Consider the following 22,297-nt stretch of genomic DNA (forward strand, 5'->3'; position numbering starts at 1 on the left):
GGCGCGGGCCCGCCCACCGCGTAGGCCGAAGTGACGCCCCAGGGACGACGCGCCACCACCTCCGGCCGCAGCACGATCGGTGTCCCGACGACGAGACACGAGGAGACGGCGATGAGCCTGCACGAGATCGACCCTGACGAGGAGCTGGCGAGCGAGGTCCTGCGGCCCGGCGACGACGAGTACGACGACGCGGCCCGCGTGTTCGCGGGGACGGGACGCCCGGCACTGGTGGTGCGGCCACGCAGCCCGGTCGAGGTCGCGGAGGCGGTCGCGTACGGGGTGCGCCACGAGCTGCCGGTGTCGGTGCGCTCGGGCGGCCACAGCGTGCTCGGCCACGGCACCAACGTCGACGGCCTGGTGATCGACCTCGCCCGCCTGGACGCCGTGGAGGTCCTCGACACCGATCGGCGCCTGGTGCGGGTCGGCGGCGGCGCTCGGTGGGGCGCTGTCGCCGCGGCGCTCGACCCCTACGACTGGGGCCTGACCTCCGGCGACACCACGAGCGTCGGCGTCGGCGGACTGACCCTCGGGGGCGGGATCGGCTGGATGGTGCGCCGGCACGGGCTGGCCGTCGACAACCTCGTGGGCGCCCGCGTGGTCACCGCGGACGGCCGCCTCGTCACGGCCTCGGCCCACGAGCACCCCGACCTCTTCTGGGCTCTCCGTGGCGGGGGCGGCAACTTCGGTGTGGTCGTCGACTTCGACTTCGTCGCCCAGCCGGTGGGCGGCGTGCACGTCGGCCGGGCGGTCTACCGGCCCGACGACCCGGCGGACCTGCTGCTGCGCTGGCGCTACGCGATGCGCCGGGCGCCCGACGAGCTCTCCAGCACCCTGGTGCTGATGCCCGAGCTGCCGGGGTCGCCGCCGGCGGCGACCGTGCTGCTCTGCTACGCCGGCGAGCCCGGGGCCTCGGTCACCGAGGCGGATGCCGCGATCGAGCCGCTGCTCGAGCTCGGCACGGTCCTCGAGGCGACCGTCGCCGAGCGCAGGTACGCCGAGGTCCTCGAGGACGCCCACCACCCGCCCGGCGTCCGCGTGATCGGTCGCAACATCCTGGCGCCCACGCTGAGTGCGGACCTCGCGCAGGCGATCGCGCGCCTCCACCGCTCGCCCGTCCCCGCGGCGGTGGCGGTGCGCAGCCTCGGCGGCGCGTTCGGCCGGGTCCCGGCGCAGGCCACGGCGTTCGCCCACCGCGACGCGGAGGCGCTGGTCGTGTGCGGGTTCATGGTGCCCGCGGACCTCGCCGACGCCTCGGTCGAGCCGATGCTCGCTCCCTGGCGGGAGGTCGCGATGCATGGCACCGGCACCTACCTGAACTTCCAGGGCTCGGCCACGCCCGAGGACCTCGCGGCGGCGTACCCGCCGGCGACCTACGAGCGCCTCGCGGCGGTGAAGGCCGCCTACGACCCGGGCAACGTCTTCGCGCTCAACCACAACATCGAGCCGCGCCGGCGGGGCTCGGCGGGTGCGTCGGCCTCGCCCTCCGGGTGGGGGCGCCCCGGGGACGCGCGGTGACCGAGCGCCGACCCCAGGGTCTGGACCAGCCCCGACCGGACGATGGTGCGCGGCCCCCGGGCGCCCGTAGCGTCCACGGCCGGGCGAGCCGCCGGCTTCCTCGGTCTCGGGACCATCGACCGAAAGGTGTCTCGATGACCCGCAGGCTCTCCGCCCTCGTGATCGCGCTCCTCTGGGTGGCGGGCGTCGGGCTCGCCGGCACTCCGGCCGCCCAGGCCCAGGTGCAGGCCCAGGTGCAGGCCCAGGTGCAGGCCCAGGCGAGGAACGTGATCCCGCACCACGGCGTCTACCAGGGCACCGACCACAGCGGCCGCGTGGTGTCCTTCAGCTTCGGCAACCACAACCAGCTCACCCACTTCACCGTGGGGCACCTGGTGATCGGCGGAGCCCACGTCTCCAACGGCGCGTGGCACGAGACCTGCCACAACGGCTACTGCTTCAAGGGCCAGTGGGTCAGCGACAGCGTCGTCCACGGGGCCTGGCGGCACGGCAGCTCGCAGTCGTGGACCGCGTTCACCACCCACTTCCAGCCGACGCCGCCGCCGTACCAGGGCACCTACATGGGGTCGGACCACCACGGCACGCGCATCCACCTCTCCTACGCCGGCCACCAGGTCGTGGGCTTCAAGATCGGCCAGACGGTGATCGGCAACGCGCACGTCAGCGACCGGCGGTTCGAGGTCTGCCACCAGCACGTCTGCTTCAAGGGCCACTGGCAGACCGACCACGAGGTGGTCGGGTCCTGGCGTACGGCCACCAGCACCACCTGGGTCGGGTGGGAGGCCTACGCCTACTCCTCCTGAGCGTCCGGGGAGGACCGGTCAGCGCAATGGCACGAACCGGTAGGAGCCGTGCCTGCTGACCTCGAGACCGTCGAGACCGACGACGACCAGCAGCATCTCGCCGGCCACGGGGATCACCATCCGACCACCGGGGCCGAGCTGCTCGACGAGCTCGTCGGGGAGGCGGCGCGCCTCGGCCGACACCAGGATCCGGTCGTACGGCGCGTGCGCGGGGTCGCCGAGGAGGCCCGGCGCGGCCTGCTCGATCCGCGCCCAGGGCCACGTGCCGCGGCTCAGGTTGGTCCGGCCGAACGCCACGAGCGCGGGCACCAGCTCCAGTCCCAGCACCGTGCCGCCCGGTCCGGTCAGCTCGGCGAGCAGGCCGGTGGTCCAGCCCGACCCCGAGCCCACGTCGAGGACCCGGTCCCCCGCGCGGACGTCCAGCAGTCGCAGCATCGCCGCGACCGTGCGCGGCTGGGAGTTCGTCTGGCCGTGGCCGATCTCGATCGGCCCGTCGTAGGACGCCCGGGTGCGATCGTGCTCGGGCAGGAACCACTCCCGCGGAGCCGCCGCGAACGCGGCGTCGACCCGATCGGTCGTCATACCTCGAGTCTCCCACCGCTCCCGGACCCGCCGGAACCGGTGGCGCCACGGACCCGCGTGAGCCAGACTCGCGGTCGTGATCAAGGTCGAGCTGCTTCTCGGTGTGGCGACGTTCGCGCTGTGGGTCTTCTGCCTCGTGGACGCGATCGGCGCCCCGGCGGACCGCATCCGCAACCTGCCCAAGGTCGGGTGGATCCTGCTGATCCTCTTCTTCCCGTTCGTCGGGTCGATCGCCTGGCTCGTCGCCGGGCGACCCGAGGACCGGGTGAGCCGCCGCTCGCCGTACGAGCGGGAGACGCCGCACTTCCCCGAGTACGACCGCCCCGGCCGGGCCGCCGCGACCGATCCGGAGAGGGACGACGAGTTCCTCCGCCAGGTCCGCGAGCGGGCCGAGTCGCAGCGCAAGGCCTACGAGGCCCAGCGCAAGCGCCAGGCCGAGGGCGAGGCCGGCGAGCAGTAGGTCAGCCGCGCTTCGGCGGCAGCGGCACGAACATCGACGTGCGCGCGGCGTACTCGGGGTAGCCGGGCCGCTTCATCATCGTCTTCTCCAGCAGCCGGGCGCCGGTGATCCACACCAGCCAGATCGTCATCGCGATCGGCGCCGCGAGCGAGGCCAGGCCCGCGACCCAGCCGGACGCGAGGCCCCCGGCGAGCCACAGGCCCCACCACACGCAGCAGTCCCCGAAGTAGTTGGGGTGCCGGGTCCACGACCACAGCCCGCGGTCCATCACCGGGTCCCGGTCGGGGTCGCGCTTGTACGCCGCCAGCTGGGCGTCGCCGACCGACTCGAAGACCACGCCGACGACCCAGACCGCCAGGCCCAGCCACACGATCCAGGTCCACTCCAGGTCGGCCACCGCGGCTGCCTGCAGCGGCAGGGAGACCAGCCAGACGGCCGCGCCCTGCACGGCGAAGACCTTGCGCACCGCGTGGGCCATCCCGACCCGGTCGAGCGTGCCGCCGAGCATCGCCTCGTAGCGGGGGTCCTCGCCGTGGCCGCGCGACTTCACGAAGATGTGCGTCGAGAGCCGGCCGCCCCAGGCGAGCACCAGCCCGGCCAGCAGCCAGGAGTGCCAGGTGCCGCCGAGCACCGCGCACACCAGCGCCACCGCGATCAGTGCGAGGCCCCAGCCCACGTCGACCACGCTGACCCGGCCGGCGCGCGCGGCGGCGTACGCCGTCACGGTCATCACCACCGACGAGGCCAGCAGCGACAGGCCCGCGACGAGCAGCAGGTCGTTCACGCGGGGCGCTCCAGCGTCAGCTGCTGGACGTCGAGGTAGCCCGAGGCGAAGCCGGCGCGCGAGTAGCACAGGTAGAAGTGCCACATCCGCACGAACGTCTCGTCGAAGCCGAGCAGCCGCACCTGGCCCTCGGCCTCGAGGAACGCCTCGTCCCAGCGGCGCAGCGTCTCGGCGTAGTCGGCACCGAAGGCGAGCCGGTTGGTGACGCGCAGCGAGGTGTGCTGCGCGGTGACCTCGTCGATCGCCTGCGCCGAGGGGAGGAAGCCGCCGGGGAAGATGTACTTGTTGATCCAGGTGAAGCTGCCGCGGGTGGCCAGCATCCGGTCGTGCGGCATCACGATCGCCTGGATCGCGGCGCGACCGCCGGGCGCGAGCAGCCGGTCGATCGTGCGGAAGTACGTCGGCCAGTAGTCGTGGCCGACCGCCTCGATCATCTCCACCGACAGCACCGCGTCGAACTCACCGTGGATCTCGCGGTAGTCGCACAGCTCGATCGTCACCCGGTCGGACAGGCCCGCGGTGGCGACCCGCTGCCGGGCGAGTGCCTGCTGCTCGGAGGAGAGCGTCACCGTGTGCACGGTCGCGCCCCGGGAGGCGGCGCGGATCGCGAGCTCGCCCCAGCCGGTGCCGATCTCGAGCACGCGGGTGCCCCTCCCCACTCCGGCCTCGTCGAGCAGCCGGTCGATCTTGCGGTGCTGCGCCAGGACCAGCGGCTCGTCGGGGTCGCCGTCGAAGAGCGCGGAGGAGTAGCTCAGCGACTCGTCGAGGAAGAGCCCGAACAGGTCGTTGGACAGGTCGTAGTGGTGCGCGATCAGGTCCCGGGTGCGGTCGGTGGTGGTGCGGTGCGCGCGCGGCGTGCGCCGCTGCACCAGCGCCCGGGCCCGCTGCAGCGGGCGCGGGATCAGGTCGGCGACGTTCGCGGCCAGCTCGGTCAGGAACCCGGTGAGGTCCGCGGAGGTCCAGGCGCCGGTCAGGTAGGCCTCGCCGAACCCGATCAGGCCGTCGCGGCCCAGCCGTGCGTAGAGCTCCTCGGGTCGGTGCACGGTCATCGCTGGACCGCCGCGTCCGTAGGTGTCGGCACCGACGTGGACGGTGACGTCGAGGCCGTCGACGGCGCCGAGGAACAGGCGCCGGGCGACCGCCGACGAGACGCCGGCGCGCAGGCCGGACGGGACGGCGTCCAGCCCCGGCCACCGGCCGGAGGCGGAACGGGTGGGGGCGATGGTCACCGGACTCCCTCCTGGTGGTGGACCGGTCGCGGTCGGACCGGCAGTCGGCGCAGCCACAGCGCGATGCCGTGGGTGCGGATCAGCGCGGCGCCTCGCAACGCCGCGGGGGCGGCCCGCCAGGGGCCGAGGCTCGAACGGGTTCCGGTGAGTGCGGCGCTGAAGCGCGCGCCGTCGGTGCCCTCGTGGTCGCGCAGCGCGACGCTCACCTGGAGCCGCTCGCCGGGCAGCGGCACCCTCAGGTCGTAGGTGCCCTCCATGCCGTGGAACGGCGAGACGTACATCTGCTTGGGCGTGGTCGCGCGCCCGCGCTCGTCGGGGTGGACGAGGTAGGCGTGCCGGTCGCCGTAGGTGTTGTGCACCTCGACGACGACGCAGGGGTCCGCCTGCTCGGGGGTCACCCAGAACACGCTGATCGGGTTGAAGCAGTGGCCGAACGCCCGTGGGTGGGCGGCCATCAGCACCCGGCCCGCTCCGAGCTCGACGCCGTGCCGGGCGAGGAACGCCGCGAGGTTCTCCTTGATCGACCGCGCGGGGTCGCCGAGGTGGTCGCGGCTCTCGAAGCGGGCGAGCAGGCCGTGCTCGGGCAGGTCGTCGAGGTCCACCAGCCAGGTGTGCGAGCGGTGCGTGAACGAGCGCGTGAACGGCGAGCGCCGGACGTGGGTGATGGTCGTGTCGTAGACGCCCGTCTCGGTGGTTGAGGTGCGAGGGCGCTCTGGCGCGTGAGCCTCGACACCACCCCAGCGGAACCCCAGCCGCTCCGCGGCCGCCCGCCCCGAGCGCGCACCGTCCTCGTGGAACCCCCAGCCGTGGTAGGCGCCCGCGAACGCGACCCGGTCGCTGTCGAGCTCGGGCAGCCGGCGCTGGGCGGCGACGGACGACGGCGTGTAGAGCGGGTGCTCGTACTCCATCCGCGCGATCACCGCCTCGGGGTCGACGAGGTCCTCGCCACCGAGCGTGACGAGGTAGCGCGTCGTCGTGGGGAGCCGCTGCAGCCGGGTGAGGTCGTAGGTGACCGTCACGTGGCCGCGCTCCCCGAGCGGGCGACGGAAGTTCCACGACGCCCGCGCCTGGGCGGCGTGCGGGAGCAGCGAGGTGTCGGTGTGCAGCAGCGCGACGTTGGGCGAGTAGCCGATCCCGCCGAGCACCTCGCGCTGGGCGGGCGTCGGGTCGGCGAGCATCGCCAGCGCCTGGCTCGGGTGGGTGGCGATCACCACCGCGTCGTACGTCGTCACGAGGCCGTTGCCGTCGGTGACCTCGACGCCGTCGGGGGTCTCGAGCACCGAGGTGACCTTGGCGCCGAGCCGCACCTCGTCGATCGCGGCCGCGACCCGGCGAACGTACTCGTGCGAGCCGCCGGTCACGGTGCGCCACTGCGGGGAGCCGCTGATGCTGAGCATCCCGTGGTGGGAGAGGAACGCGAACAGGTAGCGAGCGGGGTAGGCCAGCGCGACCGCCGGGTCGCACGACCAGACCGCGGCGACCAGCGGCTCCATGAAGTGCCGACGGAAGTACGTCGAGAACCCGTGCCGGTCGAGGAAGTCGCCCAGCGCGAGGTCGTCGCCGGCGGTGGCGAGCAGGGCCCGGGCCCGTCGGTGGAAGCGGGGCACCTCGGTCAGCATCCGCAGGTACGCCGGGTTCGTGAGGTTGGCGCGTGAGGAGAACAGACCCCGCGGGCCGAGCGCCCCGGCGTACTCCAGGCCGGTGGCGTCGTCGCGCACCGACATCGACATCTCGGACTCCTGCGTCGCGACGCCGAGCTCGCCGAACAGCCGCAGCAGGGTCGGGTAGGTCCGCTCGTTGTGCACGATGAAGCCGGTGTCGATCGCCAGGGGGCCGGCGGCGGGGTCGTGCACGACATGGGTGTCGGCGTGCCCGCCGAGCCGCTCGTCGGCCTCGAACAGCGTCACCCGCGCCGTGCGGGAGGCGACGTACGCCGCGGTCAGCCCGGCGACACCGGACCCGACGACCGCGACGTGGCGGCTGCTCACGCCTTCCTGCCGAAGTCGAAGAGCGCGATCGGCGCCGAGGTCGGCTCCGGTGAGCCACCCTCGGGCTCGACGGTGATGCCGGCGCCGGTCGCGGTCGCGGCGTCGCCCGAGAGCAGCACCCGCTGGTCCTCGCGGATCGGCATCAGCCCGGCCGAGACCATGCCCTTGCCGGGCTGGTCGAGCCACAGTTGGTAGACCTTGCCGGCCGGGGGCGGCGGCATCTTCTCGGTCACCAGCACCGCGCGGCCGACGGTGTCGGAGTGCACGAGCGTGGCCTTGGCCCCGCCGTCGAAGTCCAGCGAGGTCCGCTTGGCGTCGGAGGCGGTGAGGACCGTGTCGATCGCCGACAGCTGCTGGTGGGTGGTGTCCTGCCAGGGCTGCTCCCAGAGCACGACACCCCCGCCGACGGCCAGCACGGCGGCGGCCGCGGCGACCAGCAGGTTGAGCCGGCGTCGTGGGCGGCGACGGGAGTCGAGCGCCACGGGCGCGGGGACCTCGGGGGGGAGCGGGCGGGTCGTGGCGATGCCGGCGAGCACCCGGTCGCGCAGCGCGGCGGGCGGCTCGAGGGCCGTGGTCTCCGCGAGCGTCGCGGCGGCCTCGCGCAAGGAGGCGACCTCGTCGCGGCACTCGGGGCACTCGGCCAGATGACGCTCGAACGCCGCGCGCTCGAGGTCGTCGAGGGCGTCGACGGCGTAGGCACCCGACAACGCGTGTGCGTCGTAGTCGCTCATGAGCCCACTCCCATCGCGTCACGCAACCGGATCAGTCCGTCCCGGATGCGGGTCTTGGCGGTGCCGACCGGTAGGTCGAGCATGGTCGCCACCTCCGTGTGTGTGTAGCCACCGAAGTAGGCGAGGCCGACGGCCTCGCGCTGCACCTCGGTGAGGGCCGCGAGCGCGCCGCGGACCCGGTGTGCCTCGAGGGACGCGTGCGCGGCCTCGGCGGTCGAGTCGTGCTCGACCGGCTGGTTCTGCTCGTGGTACGTCGCGTCGCGGCGGGTCGCCGCCTCGGCCGAGCGGACCCGGTCGACCGCCTTGCGGTGGGTGATGGTCAGCAGCCATGACAGGGCGCTGCCGCGTGCGGGATCGAAGCGGGACGCGGTGCGCCAGATCTCCAGGAACGACTCCTGGGTGACCTCCTCGGCCTGGGCCGGGTCGCGCACGACCCGCACCGCGAGCCCGAAGACGCGGGCCGAGGTGGCGTCGTACAGCCTCGCGAAGGCCTGCTCGTCGCCACGCGACGAGAGCCGCAGCAGCTCGGCCAGGTCGGGCCGGCCGGCCGGGTCGGCACCGGCGCCGGGCGCCCCGTCCTCAGGGGACGGGGCGCCGGCGCCGACGGGGCGGATGTGGTCCACGGATGGATCCTCGCTCGATCTCGGTTCCTGGGGTACCCAGGATCAGGGCATCAGGACGGAGTCGATGACGTAGACCGTGGCGTTGGCGGTGGGGATGTTGCCGCACAGCACCTTGGCGCCGTCGTCGACGGTGAAGTCCTCACCGGACCCCTTCACGGTGAGCTTCTCGCCCTCGAGGGTCTCGTGGGTGCCGGCGAGGTCCGCGGGCGTGAGCTGCCCGGCGACCACGTGGTAGGTCAGCACCTTGGTGAGCAGGTCCTTGTCGGCCAGCACGCCCTTGAGGTCCTTCGGGGGGATCTTGCCGAACGCGTCGTCGGTCGGGGCGAACACGGTGATGCCGTCGGCCGAGTTGAGCGTGTCGACCAGGCCGGCCTCGCCGACCGCGGTGACGAGCGTCTTGAGCAGCGGGTTGGCGCTGGCGGCCGTGGCGACCGGCTCGGTCGCCATGCCGTTGAAGGAGCCGGCGCCGGAGTCCGGGATGGCCGAGCAGCCGGGACCGAAGGTGGCGGCGCCGGCGTCCATCGCGTCGGAGCCGGCGTCGTCGGAGCCCATGTCGGCCGGCGCGCTGGAGGTGGGGGTGTCGGCCATCGCGTCCGAGGCCTCGCCGTCGGAGTCCGAGCCGCCACAAGCGGCGAGGCCGAACGTGGCGACCAGGGCGAGGGAGGCGAGGGCGGTCGAGCGGCGGAGGGAGCGGGTGTTCATGGTGGAACCTTTCGCGTGGAGTTCGTGAGGGACTCTGCGGCCGAGATGTGAGTTGTTCGGACCTGCGTCGCCGCCGGATTGGTCGACCCGCCCGAAACTTTCGGGCGGGTCGACCAGTCCGGGGTCAGCGGACGTTGACGACGACCTCCTGGACGCCGCTCGAGCCCGCCGGGAACGGTGTGGTGCGGACGGCGGTCTGGACGTCGCCCTCGCCGTCGGTGGCGCGCACGGCGAGCGCGTGCCGGCCGGGCTCGGCGGTCCACGGCAGGTACCACTGCCGCCAGTAGTCGTTGCCGGCCGAGGGGCCGAGCCGGGCCTCCTGCCAGGGACCGCCGTCGATGCGCACCTCGACGCGTTCGACGCCGCCCTGGTGCTGGGCCCAGGCCACCCCGCCGATCACGGTCCGCCCGGCGTCGACCGTCGAGAGCGGGCGAGGGGTGTCGATCCGGCTGGAGATCTTGACCGGGGCGTCGGTCGCCCAGTCGCGGCGGGTCCAGTACGCCTCCTGGTCGGCGTACGTCGTCAGCGTGATGCGGGTGATCCACTTGCAGGCGCTGACGAAGCCGTAGAGGCCCGGCACCACCATCCGGGCGGGGAATCCGTGCTCGCGGGTCAGCGACCGGCCGTTCATCCCGATCGCGATCATCGCGTCGCGCCCGTCCGTGGCCAGGGCGAGCGGGGTGCTGATCGTCATCCCGTCGACGTCGGTGCTGAGCAGCTGGTCGGCGCGGGTGCCGTCGATGCCGGCGCGGTCGAGCAGGTCGGTGAGGCGGACGCCGAGCCAGCGGGCGGCGCCGATGTAGCCGCCACCGACCTCGTTGGAGACGCAGGTGAGCGTGATGTCCCGCTCGACGAGCGGCATCGCGACCAGGTCCTCGAAGCTGAAGGTGACCTCGCGCTCGACGTCGCCGTCGATGGTCAGCGACCAACCGTCGAGGTCCACGATCGGCAGCGTCAGGCGGGTGTCGACCCGGTAGAAGTCCCCGGTCGGGGTGCGGAAGGGGCTGACGCCGGGGACGCGGTCGTCGAGCCCGCGCGGGAAGGGGGGCGCCGGGTCGGCCGCGGCGGGCAGGTCGACGCTCACCGTCCGGCTTCGGTACGACGCCAGCCACCGGCCCGCGCCACCCATCGCGACCGCGGCGAGACCGAGGGTCCCGGCCGCGACCAGCACGCCCCGCCTGCTGGGAGCGGTCGTGTCATCGGCCGCCGCCCCGGCCGCCCGGCGGCGGGTCAGCCACGCGAGCGCCGCCACCCCGGCGAGACCGGCCACGATGCTCGGCAGCACGTCGGTGGGAGCCGCCCCGGCGCGGGTCAGGGCGGCGCCGGCCGGGATCGCGACGAGCGCCAGCAGCAGCGCCGCGCCGTACCCGAACCGGCGACGCGCGAGCAGGCCGGCGACCCCGGCCAGGGCGATCACGCCGACCATCACCGACCCGACGAGCACGGTCTTGTCGTGGGTGCCGAACTGCGCGATCGCCCACTCCTTGAGCGGGGTCGGGGTCAGGTCGATCACCGTCGAGCCGACGACCAGCACGGGCGAGGCGGCGGGCTCGGTCAGTCCGGCGACGAGGTGGCCGGCCGCCACCCCCACCAGGGTGGCGAGCGCTCCGTGGGCGGCAGAGGTGAGGCGATGCGTCATGGGGGTGGTTCGGAGCGCGCCACCCTGCCGGATGGTCCGCGCCCGCCGTGCCAGGATGTGCCGCATGTCCGACGCCCCCGCAGAGCTCGTGCACTACTCCGTCTCCGGCCCCGCCGGCGAGGCGGTCGCCACCCTCACGCTGGACTCAACGCACAACCGCAACGCGCTCTCCCGCCAGCTCGTCACCGAGCTGTTCGAGGGGCTGGAACGTGCCGCCGCCGACCCCGCGGTCAAGGTCGTGCTGCTCCGGTCCGAGGGCCGGGTCTTCTGCTCGGGCGCCGACCTCTCGGAGGCGTCGACCGGGGGCATGGAGGAGGGCACCCGCCGCATCGTCGAGCTCCAGCGGCTGATCCTCACCCTCGACAAGCCGGTGGTCACCCGGCTCGGTGGCCCGGTCCGGGCCGGCGGCATCGGCATCGTGGCCGCCTCCGACATCGCGATCGCCTCCGAGGACGCGACGTTCGCGCTCACCGAGGTCAAGCTCGGCCTGGCCGCGGCGATCATCTCGCTGACCGTGCACGCCCGGATGACCCCGCGTTCTGCCGCCCTCACCACCCTCGGCGGCGAGGTGTTCACCGGAGCCCAGGCCGCGGCGTACGGCCTGGTCACCGCCGCGGTGCCCGCGGAGGCCCTCGACGAGGAGATCGACAAGGTCTGCGCCTCGCTGGCCACCGGGGCCGCTCAGGGGCTGCGCGAGTCCAAGCGCATCCTCAACCGCGACCTGGTCGCTCGTCTCGACGCCCACGGCGGCGAGATGGCCGAGCTCTCCGCCCGCCTCTTCGCCTCCGACGAGGCGCGCGAGGCGATGACGGCGTTCCTCTCCCGCCCGAAGGGTTGAGCGCGATCGGGGGTCGATCCGCGAACCCCGCGGTCGGGGCCCGAGGCAGCAGGTAGGCTTGACGACTCGCTGAATCAATCCAGAGCCGATCGGGGATCGGGCTCCGGTGTGGAGGGGATTCCAGAGTTGTCCGAAGAGCTGGTCGAGCGCGAGATCGCTGCCGAGCAGGCGTTCGTCGACCGGGTGTACGTCCAGCTGGGTGAGTCCGCCCGGCAGGCGCAGGCGCTGGCCAAGGAGGGCCACAGCCGCGGCCGGCTCGGCCACGAGGGCGGGCTGGTCGAGCGCGACGCGATGGTCTTCCAGGCCGCGCGCCGGATCGCCCAGCTCGACGCCGCTCACGAGGGCCTGGTCTTCGGGCGCCTCGACATGACCGAGGACGTCGACCCCGAGCCGCGCTACGTCGGCCGGATCGGGCTGCGTGACGCCAACCGCGACTCCCTGCTCATCGACTGGCGAGCCCCGGCGGCCGCCGTGTTCTACCAGGCCACCGCGGCCGAGCCGCACGGCGTGGTCCGGCGCCGCGTCCTGCGCGCGGCCGGCCCGCGGGTCGTCGGCGTCGAGGACGAGCTACTCGACGCCGAGGCGCTCGAGCGGTCGGGCGCCGACCTGCCGATCGTGGGCGAGGGTGCCCTGATGGCGCAGCTCTCCCGCGCCCGCGACCGGTCGATGCACTCGATCGTCGCGACCATCCAGGCCGAGCAGGACAAGGCGATCCGGGCGCCCGGCAAGGGCGTCGTGTCCATCTCCGGCGGTCCCGGCACCGGCAAGACCGTGGTCGCGCTGCACCGCGCGGCCTACCTGCTCTACAACGACCGGCGGCGCTACGAGGGCGGCGGCGTGCTGATCGTCGGACCCAGCGGGGTCTTCATGCGCTACATCGAGCGCGTGCTGCCGAGCCTCGGCGAGACCGCCGTCGCGCTGCGCTCGCTCGGCGAGGTCGTCGACGGAGTGCGCGCCACCCGCCACGACGAGCCGGCCGTCGCCGACGTCAAGGGCTCGGCCCGGATGGCCGAGCTGATGCGACGTACGGCGCGCCAGCAGGCGCCGGGCAGTCCGCGCGACTTCCGCATCTTCTGGCGCGACGACACGATCGTCCTCGACCGCGGCGAGCTCGGCCGCCTGCGCCGGCAGCTGATGTCCCAGGGCCGCCGCAACCGCCAGCTGCCGCGGGTCCCCCGCGCGCTCCTCGACGTGATGTGGCGCCAGGTGCGCGGTGAGCGCGGCCGCGAGCGGGGCCGCGAGGCCTTCGACGACGAGATGCTGTCGAACCAGGCGTTCGTCGACTTCGCCGCGGCGTGGTGGCCGCCCCTGGACGCGGTGGAGGTGTTCGGCTGGCTGCGCGACCCCGACCTGCTCGCCCGGGCCGGTGACGGCGTCGTCAACGCCGAGGAGCAGCGGTTGCTGCTCAAGTCGTGGGGCAACGTCAGCGGCCCCGGCGACCTGTCGATCGAGGACATCCCGCTGCTCGACGAGCTGCGCTACGCGATCGGCGACGTCCCGGCCCGCACCGACGACGAGCGCGACCTCGACGACACGGGGCTCCTCGAGGGCGGCGTCGACATGCAGGAGCTGTTCACGGCCGCCGACCGCGAGTACGCCCCGGCCGGGAGGGCCTGGGCGCCGCCCACCCATCGCATCGAGGACGACCCGTTCGCCCACGTTCTCGTCGACGAGGCGCAGGACCTCACGCCGATGCAGTGGCGGATGGTCGGACGACGCGGCCGCACCGCCTCGTGGACGATCGTGGGCGACCCGGCGCAGTCGTCGTGGCCGGTGCCCGCCGAGTCGGCAGCCGCGCGGGCCGCGGCGCTCGAGGGCAAGGACGTCCACGAGTTCCACCTCTCGACCAACTACCGCAACTCCTCGGAGATCTACGCCCACGCCGCGGCGTACGCCGAGCGCGTCGGCCTCGACGCCGACCTGCCGACCGCGGTGCGCTCGACGGGCGTCGAGCCGCGGACCGTCACCGGCGTGACCGACCTCGAGGCGGCGACCCGCGAGGCGGTGGTCGAGATGGCCGCCCAGGTCGACGGCACCGTCGGCATCGTGGTGCCCGTCGCCCGCCGCTCCGAGGTCAACGCCTGGCTCGCGTCCTGGCCCGAGCTCGCCGAGGACGCGGCCGGCGCCCGGGCCGCCGTCGACTCGACCGTCACGCCGTCGGGCGACGACCGGGTCGTCGTCCTCACCGGCCTCGACACCAAGGGCCTGGAGTTCGACGGCATCGTCGTCGTCCGTCCCCAGGAGATCGAGGACGAGTCGGCGACCGGCAAGGCGACGCTGTACGTCGTGCTCACCCGCGCGACGCAGTTGTTGACGACGCTCAGCTGAGCGCCAGCGGCACGAGCGCGCAGAAGCGCCGGTAGACCTCGGTGCTCGGCACCGGCCGCAGCGACCAACCATCGTCGGGCCGGGGCTCCAGGAGCCAGGTGCCGGACGGGCCGGTGACCACGGCCAGCAACCGCTCCTCCTCCTCGGTGCGCATCCCGAGGGTGAACGCCAGGTGGGCGTCGAGCTCGTCGAACGCCGCGCGCCGGGCGACCGGCTCGTCGCCGAGCAGGGTCTCCATCGGGTTGTCGGTGAGGGGCCGCTCGCGTCGCTCGGAGGGGGTGACCGGCGCCAGCGAGGTGAGTCGGGCGAGCGCGACCGGCAGCTGGTCGGCCGGGCAGCGCAGCAGCTCGGTGGCGCGGGTGTCGCGCACCAGCAGGGCGGCCTCGCCGGAGCCGAGCCAGCCGAGCGTGGTGCGGCTCGTGGTCCGCGTGGCCGTGTCCAGGTGGAGGACGGCGGCCGGGTCCTGCACGGGCGCGACGGTCCCCTCGGCGGCGAGCGCCTCGAAGTCCGCCACCGAGGCGACGAGGCCTCCGGTCGGTTCGGTCACGCCGACACCTCCAGCCGGTCCGGGACCACCCACGCGGCCACGGACAGGGCGAGCTCGTCGGCGAGCAGGTCGTAGCGGGCGGTGTCCACGGTCGCGCTGAGCGTCCAGCCGGCGCCACCGGCCACCACGAACCACTGCTCGAGCACCACGGCCGCTCCCGACGGCGCCACGTGGTGGGCCAGGCGGCGGCCCCCCGGCCGCCCGGCGACGTCGGTGTGCTCGCGGTCGATCACGCGGTGGTCCTGCAGCCCGGCCGTCGCCGCGGCCTCAGCGGTCGCCTGCCACGTGCGCAGGTCGGCGTCGCCGAGCTGCTCCACGCTCAGCGTGAGCGAGGCCCGGAAGGCCTCGGGCGCCGCGGGGTCGACCGGCTCCACCACGGCGGCGACGCCCGCGAAGCCGGTGTCGACCGGCTCCCAGCCGAGTGGGGTGGGGACCCGCGCGCCGAACAGGTGCAGCGTCGAGGTCATGCGTACTGCTCCCACTGCCAGTCGTGGTCGGACGCGCCACCGAGGGTCGCGAGGGCGACGACACCGTGGGCGGCGAGCGTCGCAGCGAGGTCGGCACCGACGGCCGAGCCCGTGCTCACGTCGAGGCGGTAGTCCGAGGTCCGGTCGTAGGCGCCTCGCCGATCGGCCGGTCGCTGCCAGCCCAGCTGGTGCATGCGCTCGTCCTGGGCGGGCTCGACGGGCCACGGCCCGCCCCACGCCTGGGACCCGGACGCGTCGAGGGTCATCACGTCGCCCAGCCGCTGGTAGCGCACGTAGAGGTGGCTCTCGGTGCCGTCGTCGCTGACGACGAGCGTCGCGCCCACCGGCAGGGCCGGGAGCGCCGCGGCGACGCGGTCGCGCAGGGCCTGCCAGGGTTGCGGTACGTCGGGCGCGGGAGGGGCAGGCACCGGTCCCGGCCACCCGCCTCGCCGCGAACCGCGGCGGTAGCCGAGCACGCCGACCGCCGCGAGCAGCAGGACGACGCCGAGCACGACGAACACCAGCATGGTCACCTCACCAGAACTTCACTGCATCGCCGATGTCGCTGGCGAGGTCGCCGGCGCCGTCGACCAGGTCGGCCGCACCGTCCTTGATCGCCCCGCCGACCGCGCTGCCGACCTCGGAACCCACGAACCCGCCGACCACGCCCCCGACGAAGCCACCGATGACGGTACCGACGCCAGGACAGATCGCGGTGCCGATCGCGCCACCGAGCCAGGCACCGCCCTCGGCGCCCGCCCATGCCCCGGCGGCGGTGGCGCCGCCGACGGTGACCGCCTCGGTCACGCGGCGGTCGGTCTCGGTCTCGTCGCTGTTGGCCCACTCGTCGTACCCCGCCGCGACGCCCGCCACGACGGTACCGGCCCGGTTGACCCACCTGCCGGTGGTGCGCCAGCCGTCGCGCGCCGCCGCCCTGTAGGGCTTGGCCCGCCAGCTGGAGTCGTTGTTGGCGGCCTTGAAGCGCTCCCAGAAGCTCGCGTCGAAGCCGCGCCAGCCGTTGAGCTTGTAGCGGTGACCGTCGATGAGCGGCTGGAAGTTCTGGAGCACACCGTGCAGGGCGATGTCGCTCGCGGCACCGGCGACGTTGCCGGCGAGACCGAGCGCGTAGACCGCGCCGGTGATCGGACCCATGTCGTCGGGCGGCGCGAAGCCGCCCCAGGTCGTGAAGAACTTCTCGGTCTCGTCGAGCACCGTGCTGCCGGCCTCGCGCATCAGCTCGACGAGCTCGCTGTCGCTCGGCTGGTCCCCCTCGGGCCCGGGCGGCATCGTGTCCTTGAGGGTGCGCGCGGCGGTCATCGGCAGGGAGGCGAGCAGCTTGGTCGCGTCGACCGGCGGGCTGCCGTCCGGGCCGCACACCGGTTGGACGGAGACCGGGAGGCCCGCGGCCAGGGCCGAGGCGCAGGCGCGGGTGCGCTCGGCCAGGTGCTCGCGCAGGTCGGCCATCGCCTGGGTGAGCCCGGCCCGGGCGTTCTGGGAGGCCGTCACCGCGTGCTGCCACGCGCGGATGCCGTCGGGGTCCTCGGGATCCTGCTCCGCATCGGGCGGGACGCGCGGAGCGGCGTCCTCCCACTGCCGGTTGAGCTGGCGCACGCGGCCCTGCGCCTGCTCGTAGTCCTCGGCGAGGCCCACGAGCTTCGCGCGCACGGTCTCGAGGTGGGGCGCCGAGGTGCGCAGCGCGCGGGCCATCGCCCGCATCTCGGGGATCGTCGCGGACGCGGCGGCGCCGGTCCACTGGCCCTCGATCTCGTCGGGCACGGCTCCCAGTCGGGTCGCGGCGTGCACGAGCTCCTCGTGGAGCGTGGCGATCGTGGCTGCGGCGTGCCGGAGGGCACCCGGGTGGACGTCGAGGGTGAACTGGCCGCTCATCGGGCTCGCCCGCCCGGCCCGCTGATGTCGGGGACGGAGAGCCCGGTGTCGAGGGCCTCGAGGTCGACGGCGAGGTTGTTGGTGTTGCCCGCGATGAGTGCGGCCGAGGTGCCGAGCACGTCGAGGGTCGTGCGCCAGGCGGCGCCGAACATGTCCGCCTCGGCGGCGATGCTCCCGGAGAGCTCGCCGGCGCCCTCGGTGACCGAGGAGCCCAGCCGCGGAGCCGCGGAGGACTGGTGCTCGAGCCGGCCCGCCGCTTCGGAGAACGTCGTCCGCACCCGCTCCGCGACCTCGGGGGACAGCCGCAGCACCGCCCCGCCGCCTCCGTCCGCGGTCCGCATCCCTGGTCCTCCCGTCCCGAGCCCGTGTCGGTGCCGCGTCCGGGCGGACCGGTGGCACCGCAGGGCGTTCTTCCCGCTGTGCCGGCCGGTCAAACGGAGGCCTGCCGAGTCACCCCCGGGCCCCGGCTAGACCACCCGGCGGCGCGGAGGTGAAGCCCGCGATCGAGGGCCCCATTTTCGGATAGCGTCTGTCCGCCTCGCGCCGGGCGGGCACAGAGCGAGAGGTGGCACGTGGACTCCGAGCCGACCGAGGAGACGACGCCGGGCTCCGGGCTGCCGCAGGCCCGACCCCGCGAGGACCTGGTGACGATCCGGGTTCCCCGCGCCGTCCTGCACGGCGTCCTGGGCCTCGTCCTCGGGCTGCTGGTCGGTGCCGGCGGCGGCTTCGCGATCGGTCGCGGTACCGCGCCCGACGACGGCGCCGACGGCACGGCTCCGCCTGCGGCCGCGTCCGCTCCCGCCACCGCTCCCGTCGCCCCCACCCAGCCGGAGACCAGCGCGCCGCCGGCGGTCGTGCCGGACGTGAGCGTCGAGGGCCGGCCCAGCCAGGGGGACGCGGACGCGCCGGTGACCGTCGTCGAGTTCACCGACTACCAGTGCCCCTACTGCGGGGCGTTCGCGCGCGACACCGAGGAGGCGTTGCTGAAGGCCTACGACGGCCAGGTCCGGTTCGTGGTGCGGCACTTCCCGATCACCGGCATCCACCCGGACGCCCAGAAGGCGGCCGAGGCCGCGGAGTGCGCCTTCGACCAGGACAGGTTCTGGGAGTACCACGAGGCGCTCTTCGCCCACCAGGACGCCCTCGACGAGGCCTCCTTGCGCGCCTACGCCAAGGAGGTCGGGCTCGACGGCCGCACCTTCGGCCAGTGCCTGAGCTCGGGCGAGAAGGCGGGGGTCGTGGCGGCGGACCAGGCCGACGGCCAGCGTTACGGCGTCTCGGCCACGCCGACGTTCTTCATCAACGGTCAGCGGTTCGTCGGCGCCAAGCCGATCGACGAGTTCAAGCAGGTCATCGACGGCCTGCTGGCCGATGACTGATCGCTTGCGCCGCGCCCTTCTCGCGCCGGTCGCTGCGCTGTTGTCGCTCCTCGGCCCCGCGGGGCTCGTGTCCGTGTCGTACGCCGCCCCGGCGCTGCGTGCCGACGTCTCCGCCGGCTCCCGGGCCGCGGGAGCCTCGACCCGGGTGGCCGTGACGGTCCGTCCCGCCGGGCCGCTCACCCGCGCGACCCTGTCCGTGGCGCTGCCCGACGGCTGGCCGAGCCCGCAGCGCGGGAGCGTGCGGGTGGACGCCGACGGCTGCCGGTCCGGCGCCGGTCGGCTGACCCAGGCCGGCCTCGCGGTCGCCGGGCTGACCTGCCGGTCCGGGGCGTCGATCGAGATCAGCGCGGCCGGACGGCTGCCCACCAAGGCCGGTCGCTACCAGCTCGAGGCCACCGTCTCGGACCGGTCGGGCTCCCGGACGACGCGCGCGTCGTTCACCGTGGAAGCGGCGAAGGCGCACCACCTGGTGCTGACGCCGCCCAGCGCGACCATGACGTACGGCGGGAGCCGGCCGTTCCGGGCGTTCACCGAGGACGCCTTCGGCAACCGCCGCGACGACGTCACCGACCGTGCGTCGTTCACGCTGGCACCCGACGGCGGCTGCACCGGCCCCGTCTGCGGAGCGGGCGCCCACGCAGGCGACCACGTGGTCACCGCGACCCTCGGCGCGCTGAGCGGCTTCGCCGACCTGGTGGTGGAGCCTCGGCACGTCACGGTGACGGCCGCCTCGGCGACCAGGGTCTACGGCGCGACCGACCCCGCGTTCACCTACACCGTCGACGGACTCGTCGGGTCGGACGCGGGCCTGGCCGGTGTGACCTGCGAGGTGAGCGGACCCCACGCGAAGGTCGGTGAGCACCCGGTGACCTGCGGGGGTGCGCGCGACCCCGACTACGTGGTCGACCGCTACCTGCCCGGCACGCTCCGGGTGACGCCCGCACCGCTCACCGCGCGGGTCTCCGGCACCCAGACCTACGGCGGCGCCCCGACGTACGCCCTCGACCAGCTCTCCGGTCTCGTCAACGGCGACACGGCCGCCGTCGTCACCGGGACGCTGTCGTGCCGGACCACCGCGACCTCGGGCAGCGGCGTCGGGTCCTACCCGATCACCGGGTGCACCGGCCTGGGGTCGGCGAACTACACGATCGGCTACTCCTACGGCGCCGTGCGGGTCGCGCCGCTGGCGGTGACCGTGCGCGCCGACGCCAAGACCAAGGTGGCCGGTCAGGCCGACCCGGCGTTCACCTACACCACCGTCCCCGCGGGACTCCGCCTCGCGGGCGTCAGCTGCTCGGTGAGCCCGGTCCACAGCGCCGCGGGGGTGTACCCCATCACCTGCAGCACCACGACGGACCCCAACTACAGCCAGACGTCGGTGCCGGGCACCCTGACGGTGACCGCGGGGACCCTGGTGGTCCGGGTGACCGGGACGCAGACCTACGGCGGCGCTCCGACGTACGCCTCCACGATCACCTCCGGGCTCGTCAACGGCGACACCGCGGCAGTGCTGCACGGAACGCTGTCGTGCCAGACGTCCGCCACCGCCGCCAGCGCGATCGGGAGCTACGCGATCTCCGGCTGCAGCGGACTGAGCGCCACCGGCTACACGATCAGCTACGACCACGGACCGATGCAGGTGACCCGTAAGGCGCTGCGGGTGCGGGTGAACGGCACGCAGGTGTACGGCGCCGATGCGCACTACACCGCCGACGTGGTGGCCGCGGACCTGGTGAACGGCGACACGGCCGCCGTGGTCACCGGCGACCTGACCTGCACGACGGCGACGACGCCCGGCAACGTCGGCACCTACGTGATCAGCGGCTGCACGGGGCTGAGCGCCACGAGCTACGCGATCGACTACGAGGTCGGCGGTCTCGAGGTCAGCCCGCTGCCGGTGACGGTGCGCGCCGACGACCAGAGCAGGGCCGCCGGTGCACCGGACCCCGCCTTCACCTACACCACCGACCCCGCCGGGTTGACGCTCGCCGGCGTGACGTGTGGCGTCGCCGGCCCGCACGACACCGCCGGGACCTACGCGATCACGTGCGGGTCGACCACCGACCCCAACTACACGGTGGCAACGGTCGTCCCGGGCACGCTGACGGTGACCGGCGCGGTCGCGGTGTGCGGCGACGGCGTGAAGCAGGCAGCCGAGGCGTGCGACGACGGCAACACGACCACCGAGTCGTCGTGTCCCTACGGCGCCGCGACCTGCAACGCGTGCAACGCGACCTGCTCGGCCGTCCTGAACCTGACCGGCAACTACTGCGGCGACTTCAAGGTGACCGACGCCGAGACCTGCGACGACGGCAACACCGTCGACGAGGCGTCGTGCCCGTACGGCCAGGCCACCTGCAACACGTGCAACTCCTCGTGCACCGGCGTGCGTCCCCTCACCGGCGGCTACTGCGGCGACAACGTCCGGCAGGCCGAGGAGGTGTGCGACGACGGGAACAGCGAGAGCGAGACGTCGTGCCCGTACGGCATGGCCTCGTGTACCGCCTGCACCGGCAGCTGCAGCTCGATCCTGAACCTGACCGGCGACTTCTGCGGTGACGGCAAGGTGACGTACGGCGAGGCGTGCGACGACGGCAACCAGATCGACTCCGACGGCTGCACCAACAGCTGCACGCTGCCGTCCGGCTGAGACGTGGCACGGCCGACCGCGCAGCCTCACTAGAGTCGCGGCATGACCCCGCACCCCACGCCTGACGCCCGGGAAGCCATCGCGGCCCTCCAGGGGCACGAGGCGTGGGCGATCATCCGCCGCTCCACGCGCGCCGGCGACCGCGACACCGTCGGCCTGGTGGGCGGCCGGCGGCGCGTGGTCGAGTCGCTGCTCGACGTACCCCTCGAGGAGGGCGTGCCGCAGCCGGGGCACATCGCCGACCGGCTGCTGGCGGTCCCGTTCCGGCAGGTCCGCGAGCGCGGGTTCGAGGCCCACGACGACGGCGCACCGCTCGTGGTCGTCGACGTCGAGACCGAGCTGGAGTTCTCGGTCGCCGAGGTCGTCGAGGCGATCGACGACACCGGGGTCGAGTTCGCCGATCGCGGCGGTTTCGAGACCGACGACGAGGACTACGCGAAGCTGGTCGCCGCGATCATCCACGACGAGATCGGGCAGGGCGAGGGCGCCAACCTGGTCGTCGGGCGCCACTACCGCGCGACCGTCGCCGACTGGGGGCCTCAGACGGCGCTGACGGTCTTCCGCCGGCTGCTCGAGCGCGAGCGCGGCGCCTACTGGACCTACGTGTTCTTCACCGGCGACCGCTACCTGATCGGCGCCAGCCCCGAGCGGCACGTCTCCATCCACGGCGGCGACGTGCGGATGAACCCGATCAGTGGCACGTTCCGGATCCCGCGCGAGGACGACGCCCCTCTCAAGGGCCGGCTCCTGGAGTTCCTGCGCGACGAGAAGGAGATCTACGAGCTCTTCATGGTCGTCGACGAAGAGCTGAAGATGATGTGCGACATCTGCAACGAGGGAGGCCAGGTGCTCGGACCGTTCCTCAAGCCGATGACCCACCTCGTGCACACCGAGTACCTGCTCGCCGGTCGCACCGGCCGCGACCCCCGCGAGGTGCTGCGCGACACGATGTTCGCCGCGACCGTCACGGGGTCGCCGGTCGAGAACGCCTGCCGGTTGATCAAGCAGTACGAGACCGAGGGGCGCGGCTACTACGGCGCGGCGCTGGCGATCCTCGGCCGCGACGAGGTGGGTGGCCCGGTCGTGGACAGCCCGATCGTGATCCGTACGGCGGACGTCGACCTCGACGGCCGGCTCACCGTGAC

Annotated in this window: 21 protein-coding genes; 8 read left to right on the top strand and 13 right to left on the bottom strand. The window is 73.9% G+C overall.

The genetic code is table 11. From position 1 onward, the window contains the following. Positions 1 to 111: 111 nt before the first annotated feature. Together Q0L15_RS19205 and Q0L15_RS19210 are read left to right on the top strand one after the other, a co-directional pair. A complete protein-coding gene (locus Q0L15_RS19205; RefSeq protein WP_296606140.1) occupies positions 112 to 1,515 on the top strand; it encodes an FAD-binding oxidoreductase in 1,404 nt (467 codons plus the stop codon). 134 nt (positions 1,516 to 1,649) lie between these two features. Next, positions 1,650 to 2,318 (top strand): hypothetical protein, encoded by a 669-nt coding sequence (locus Q0L15_RS19210; RefSeq protein ID WP_296606142.1) that lies wholly within the window; start codon positions 1,650 to 1,652, stop codon positions 2,316 to 2,318. 18 nt (positions 2,319 to 2,336) lie between these two features. Here Q0L15_RS19210 and Q0L15_RS19215 read toward each other — a convergent pair whose 3' ends face one another. Then, positions 2,337 to 2,900, bottom strand: a complete 564-nt coding sequence (locus Q0L15_RS19215) for a protein-L-isoaspartate O-methyltransferase (RefSeq protein ID WP_296606143.1) — start codon at positions 2,898 to 2,900, stop codon at positions 2,337 to 2,339. A 76-nt stretch (positions 2,901 to 2,976) separates the two neighbouring features. Here Q0L15_RS19215 and Q0L15_RS19220 point away from each other — a divergent pair, with 76 nt between their 5' ends. Further along, positions 2,977 to 3,360 (top strand): PLD nuclease N-terminal domain-containing protein, encoded by a 384-nt coding sequence (locus Q0L15_RS19220; RefSeq protein WP_296606145.1) that lies wholly within the window; start codon positions 2,977 to 2,979, stop codon positions 3,358 to 3,360. A 1-nt stretch (position 3,361) separates the two neighbouring features. Here Q0L15_RS19220 and Q0L15_RS19225 read toward each other — a convergent pair whose 3' ends face one another. The 7 genes from Q0L15_RS19225 to Q0L15_RS19255 form a co-directional block, all read right to left on the bottom strand. After that, positions 3,362 to 4,144, bottom strand: a complete 783-nt coding sequence (locus Q0L15_RS19225) for a DUF1295 domain-containing protein (RefSeq protein WP_296606146.1) — start codon at positions 4,142 to 4,144, stop codon at positions 3,362 to 3,364. Then, a complete protein-coding gene (locus Q0L15_RS19230; RefSeq protein WP_296606148.1) occupies positions 4,141 to 5,373 on the bottom strand; it encodes a class I SAM-dependent methyltransferase in 1,233 nt (410 codons plus the stop codon). Before Q0L15_RS19230 ends, Q0L15_RS19225 begins: the two co-directional genes overlap by 4 nt. Beyond that, positions 5,370 to 7,361, bottom strand: a complete 1,992-nt coding sequence (locus Q0L15_RS19235; RefSeq protein ID WP_296606150.1) for an FAD-dependent oxidoreductase — start codon at positions 7,359 to 7,361, stop codon at positions 5,370 to 5,372. Before Q0L15_RS19235 ends, Q0L15_RS19230 begins: the two co-directional genes overlap by 4 nt. Beyond that, positions 7,358 to 8,092, bottom strand: coding sequence for an anti-sigma factor (locus tag Q0L15_RS19240; protein WP_296606151.1), 735 nt, complete (start codon positions 8,090 to 8,092; stop codon positions 7,358 to 7,360). Before Q0L15_RS19240 ends, Q0L15_RS19235 begins: the two co-directional genes overlap by 4 nt. After that, entirely contained in the window at positions 8,089 to 8,715 is a 627-nt protein-coding gene (locus Q0L15_RS19245; protein ID WP_296606153.1) for a sigma-70 family RNA polymerase sigma factor, read from the bottom strand. Before Q0L15_RS19245 ends, Q0L15_RS19240 begins: the two co-directional genes overlap by 4 nt. Positions 8,716 to 8,757: 42 nt before the next feature. Then, positions 8,758 to 9,417, bottom strand: coding sequence for a fasciclin domain-containing protein (locus Q0L15_RS19250; protein WP_296606154.1), 660 nt, complete (start codon positions 9,415 to 9,417; stop codon positions 8,758 to 8,760). A 124-nt stretch (positions 9,418 to 9,541) separates the two neighbouring features. After that, positions 9,542 to 11,056, bottom strand: coding sequence for a molybdopterin-dependent oxidoreductase (locus Q0L15_RS19255; protein ID WP_296606156.1), 1,515 nt, complete (start codon positions 11,054 to 11,056; stop codon positions 9,542 to 9,544). Between the two features lie 64 nt (positions 11,057 to 11,120). Between Q0L15_RS19255 and Q0L15_RS19260 the strand changes: the two genes are divergently transcribed. Next, positions 11,121 to 11,894, top strand: a complete 774-nt coding sequence (locus Q0L15_RS19260) for an enoyl-CoA hydratase-related protein (protein ID WP_296606157.1) — start codon at positions 11,121 to 11,123, stop codon at positions 11,892 to 11,894. 126 nt (positions 11,895 to 12,020) lie between these two features. Next, positions 12,021 to 14,222 carry a UvrD-helicase domain-containing protein gene (locus Q0L15_RS19265; protein ID WP_296606159.1) on the top strand — a complete coding sequence of 734 codons (2,202 nt, stop codon included), beginning with the start codon at positions 12,021 to 12,023 and terminating at the stop codon, positions 14,220 to 14,222. Here Q0L15_RS19265 and Q0L15_RS19270 read toward each other — a convergent pair. Genes Q0L15_RS19270 through Q0L15_RS19290 form a run of 5 tightly spaced genes read right to left on the bottom strand, consistent with a single transcriptional unit; the run spans position 14,215 to position 17,464 of the window. After that, positions 14,215 to 14,769 (bottom strand): hypothetical protein, encoded by a 555-nt coding sequence (locus Q0L15_RS19270; RefSeq protein WP_296606161.1) that lies wholly within the window; start codon positions 14,767 to 14,769, stop codon positions 14,215 to 14,217. The two genes, Q0L15_RS19265 and Q0L15_RS19270, sit on opposite strands and share 8 nt — an antisense overlap. Then, entirely contained in the window at positions 14,766 to 15,236 is a 471-nt protein-coding gene (locus Q0L15_RS19275; protein WP_296606162.1) for a hypothetical protein, read from the bottom strand. The genes Q0L15_RS19270 and Q0L15_RS19275 overlap by 4 nt, the downstream gene beginning before the upstream one ends. Then, entirely contained in the window at positions 15,233 to 15,769 is a 537-nt protein-coding gene (locus Q0L15_RS19280) for a hypothetical protein (RefSeq protein WP_296606164.1), read from the bottom strand. The genes Q0L15_RS19275 and Q0L15_RS19280 overlap by 4 nt, the downstream gene beginning before the upstream one ends. A gap of 1 nt (position 15,770) precedes the next feature. Next, positions 15,771 to 17,123, bottom strand: a complete 1,353-nt coding sequence (locus Q0L15_RS19285; protein ID WP_296606165.1) for a WXG100 family type VII secretion target — start codon at positions 17,121 to 17,123, stop codon at positions 15,771 to 15,773. Beyond that, on the bottom strand, positions 17,120 to 17,464 hold the full coding sequence (locus Q0L15_RS19290; protein WP_296606167.1) for a hypothetical protein: 345 nt from the start codon (positions 17,462 to 17,464) through the stop codon (positions 17,120 to 17,122). The genes Q0L15_RS19285 and Q0L15_RS19290 overlap by 4 nt, the downstream gene beginning before the upstream one ends. A 231-nt stretch (positions 17,465 to 17,695) precedes the next feature. Here Q0L15_RS19290 and Q0L15_RS19295 point away from each other — a divergent pair, with 231 nt between their 5' ends. From Q0L15_RS19295 to Q0L15_RS19305, 3 genes are all read left to right on the top strand, one after another. Further along, a complete protein-coding gene (locus tag Q0L15_RS19295) occupies positions 17,696 to 18,502 on the top strand; it encodes a DsbA family protein (protein WP_296606170.1) in 807 nt (268 codons plus the stop codon). Further along, on the top strand, positions 18,495 to 21,152 hold the full coding sequence (locus Q0L15_RS19300; protein WP_296606171.1) for an MBG domain-containing protein: 2,658 nt from the start codon (positions 18,495 to 18,497) through the stop codon (positions 21,150 to 21,152). Before Q0L15_RS19295 ends, Q0L15_RS19300 begins: the two co-directional genes overlap by 8 nt. 42 nt (positions 21,153 to 21,194) lie before the next feature. Further along, on the top strand, positions 21,195 to 22,297 hold a 1,103-nt coding region (locus tag Q0L15_RS19305; RefSeq protein WP_296606173.1), incomplete at its 3' end, for a chorismate-binding protein.

The organism is Nocardioides sp. (genome assembly GCF_024509035.1).
Taxonomy (GTDB): Bacteria; Actinomycetota; Actinomycetes; order Propionibacteriales; family Nocardioidaceae; genus Nocardioides.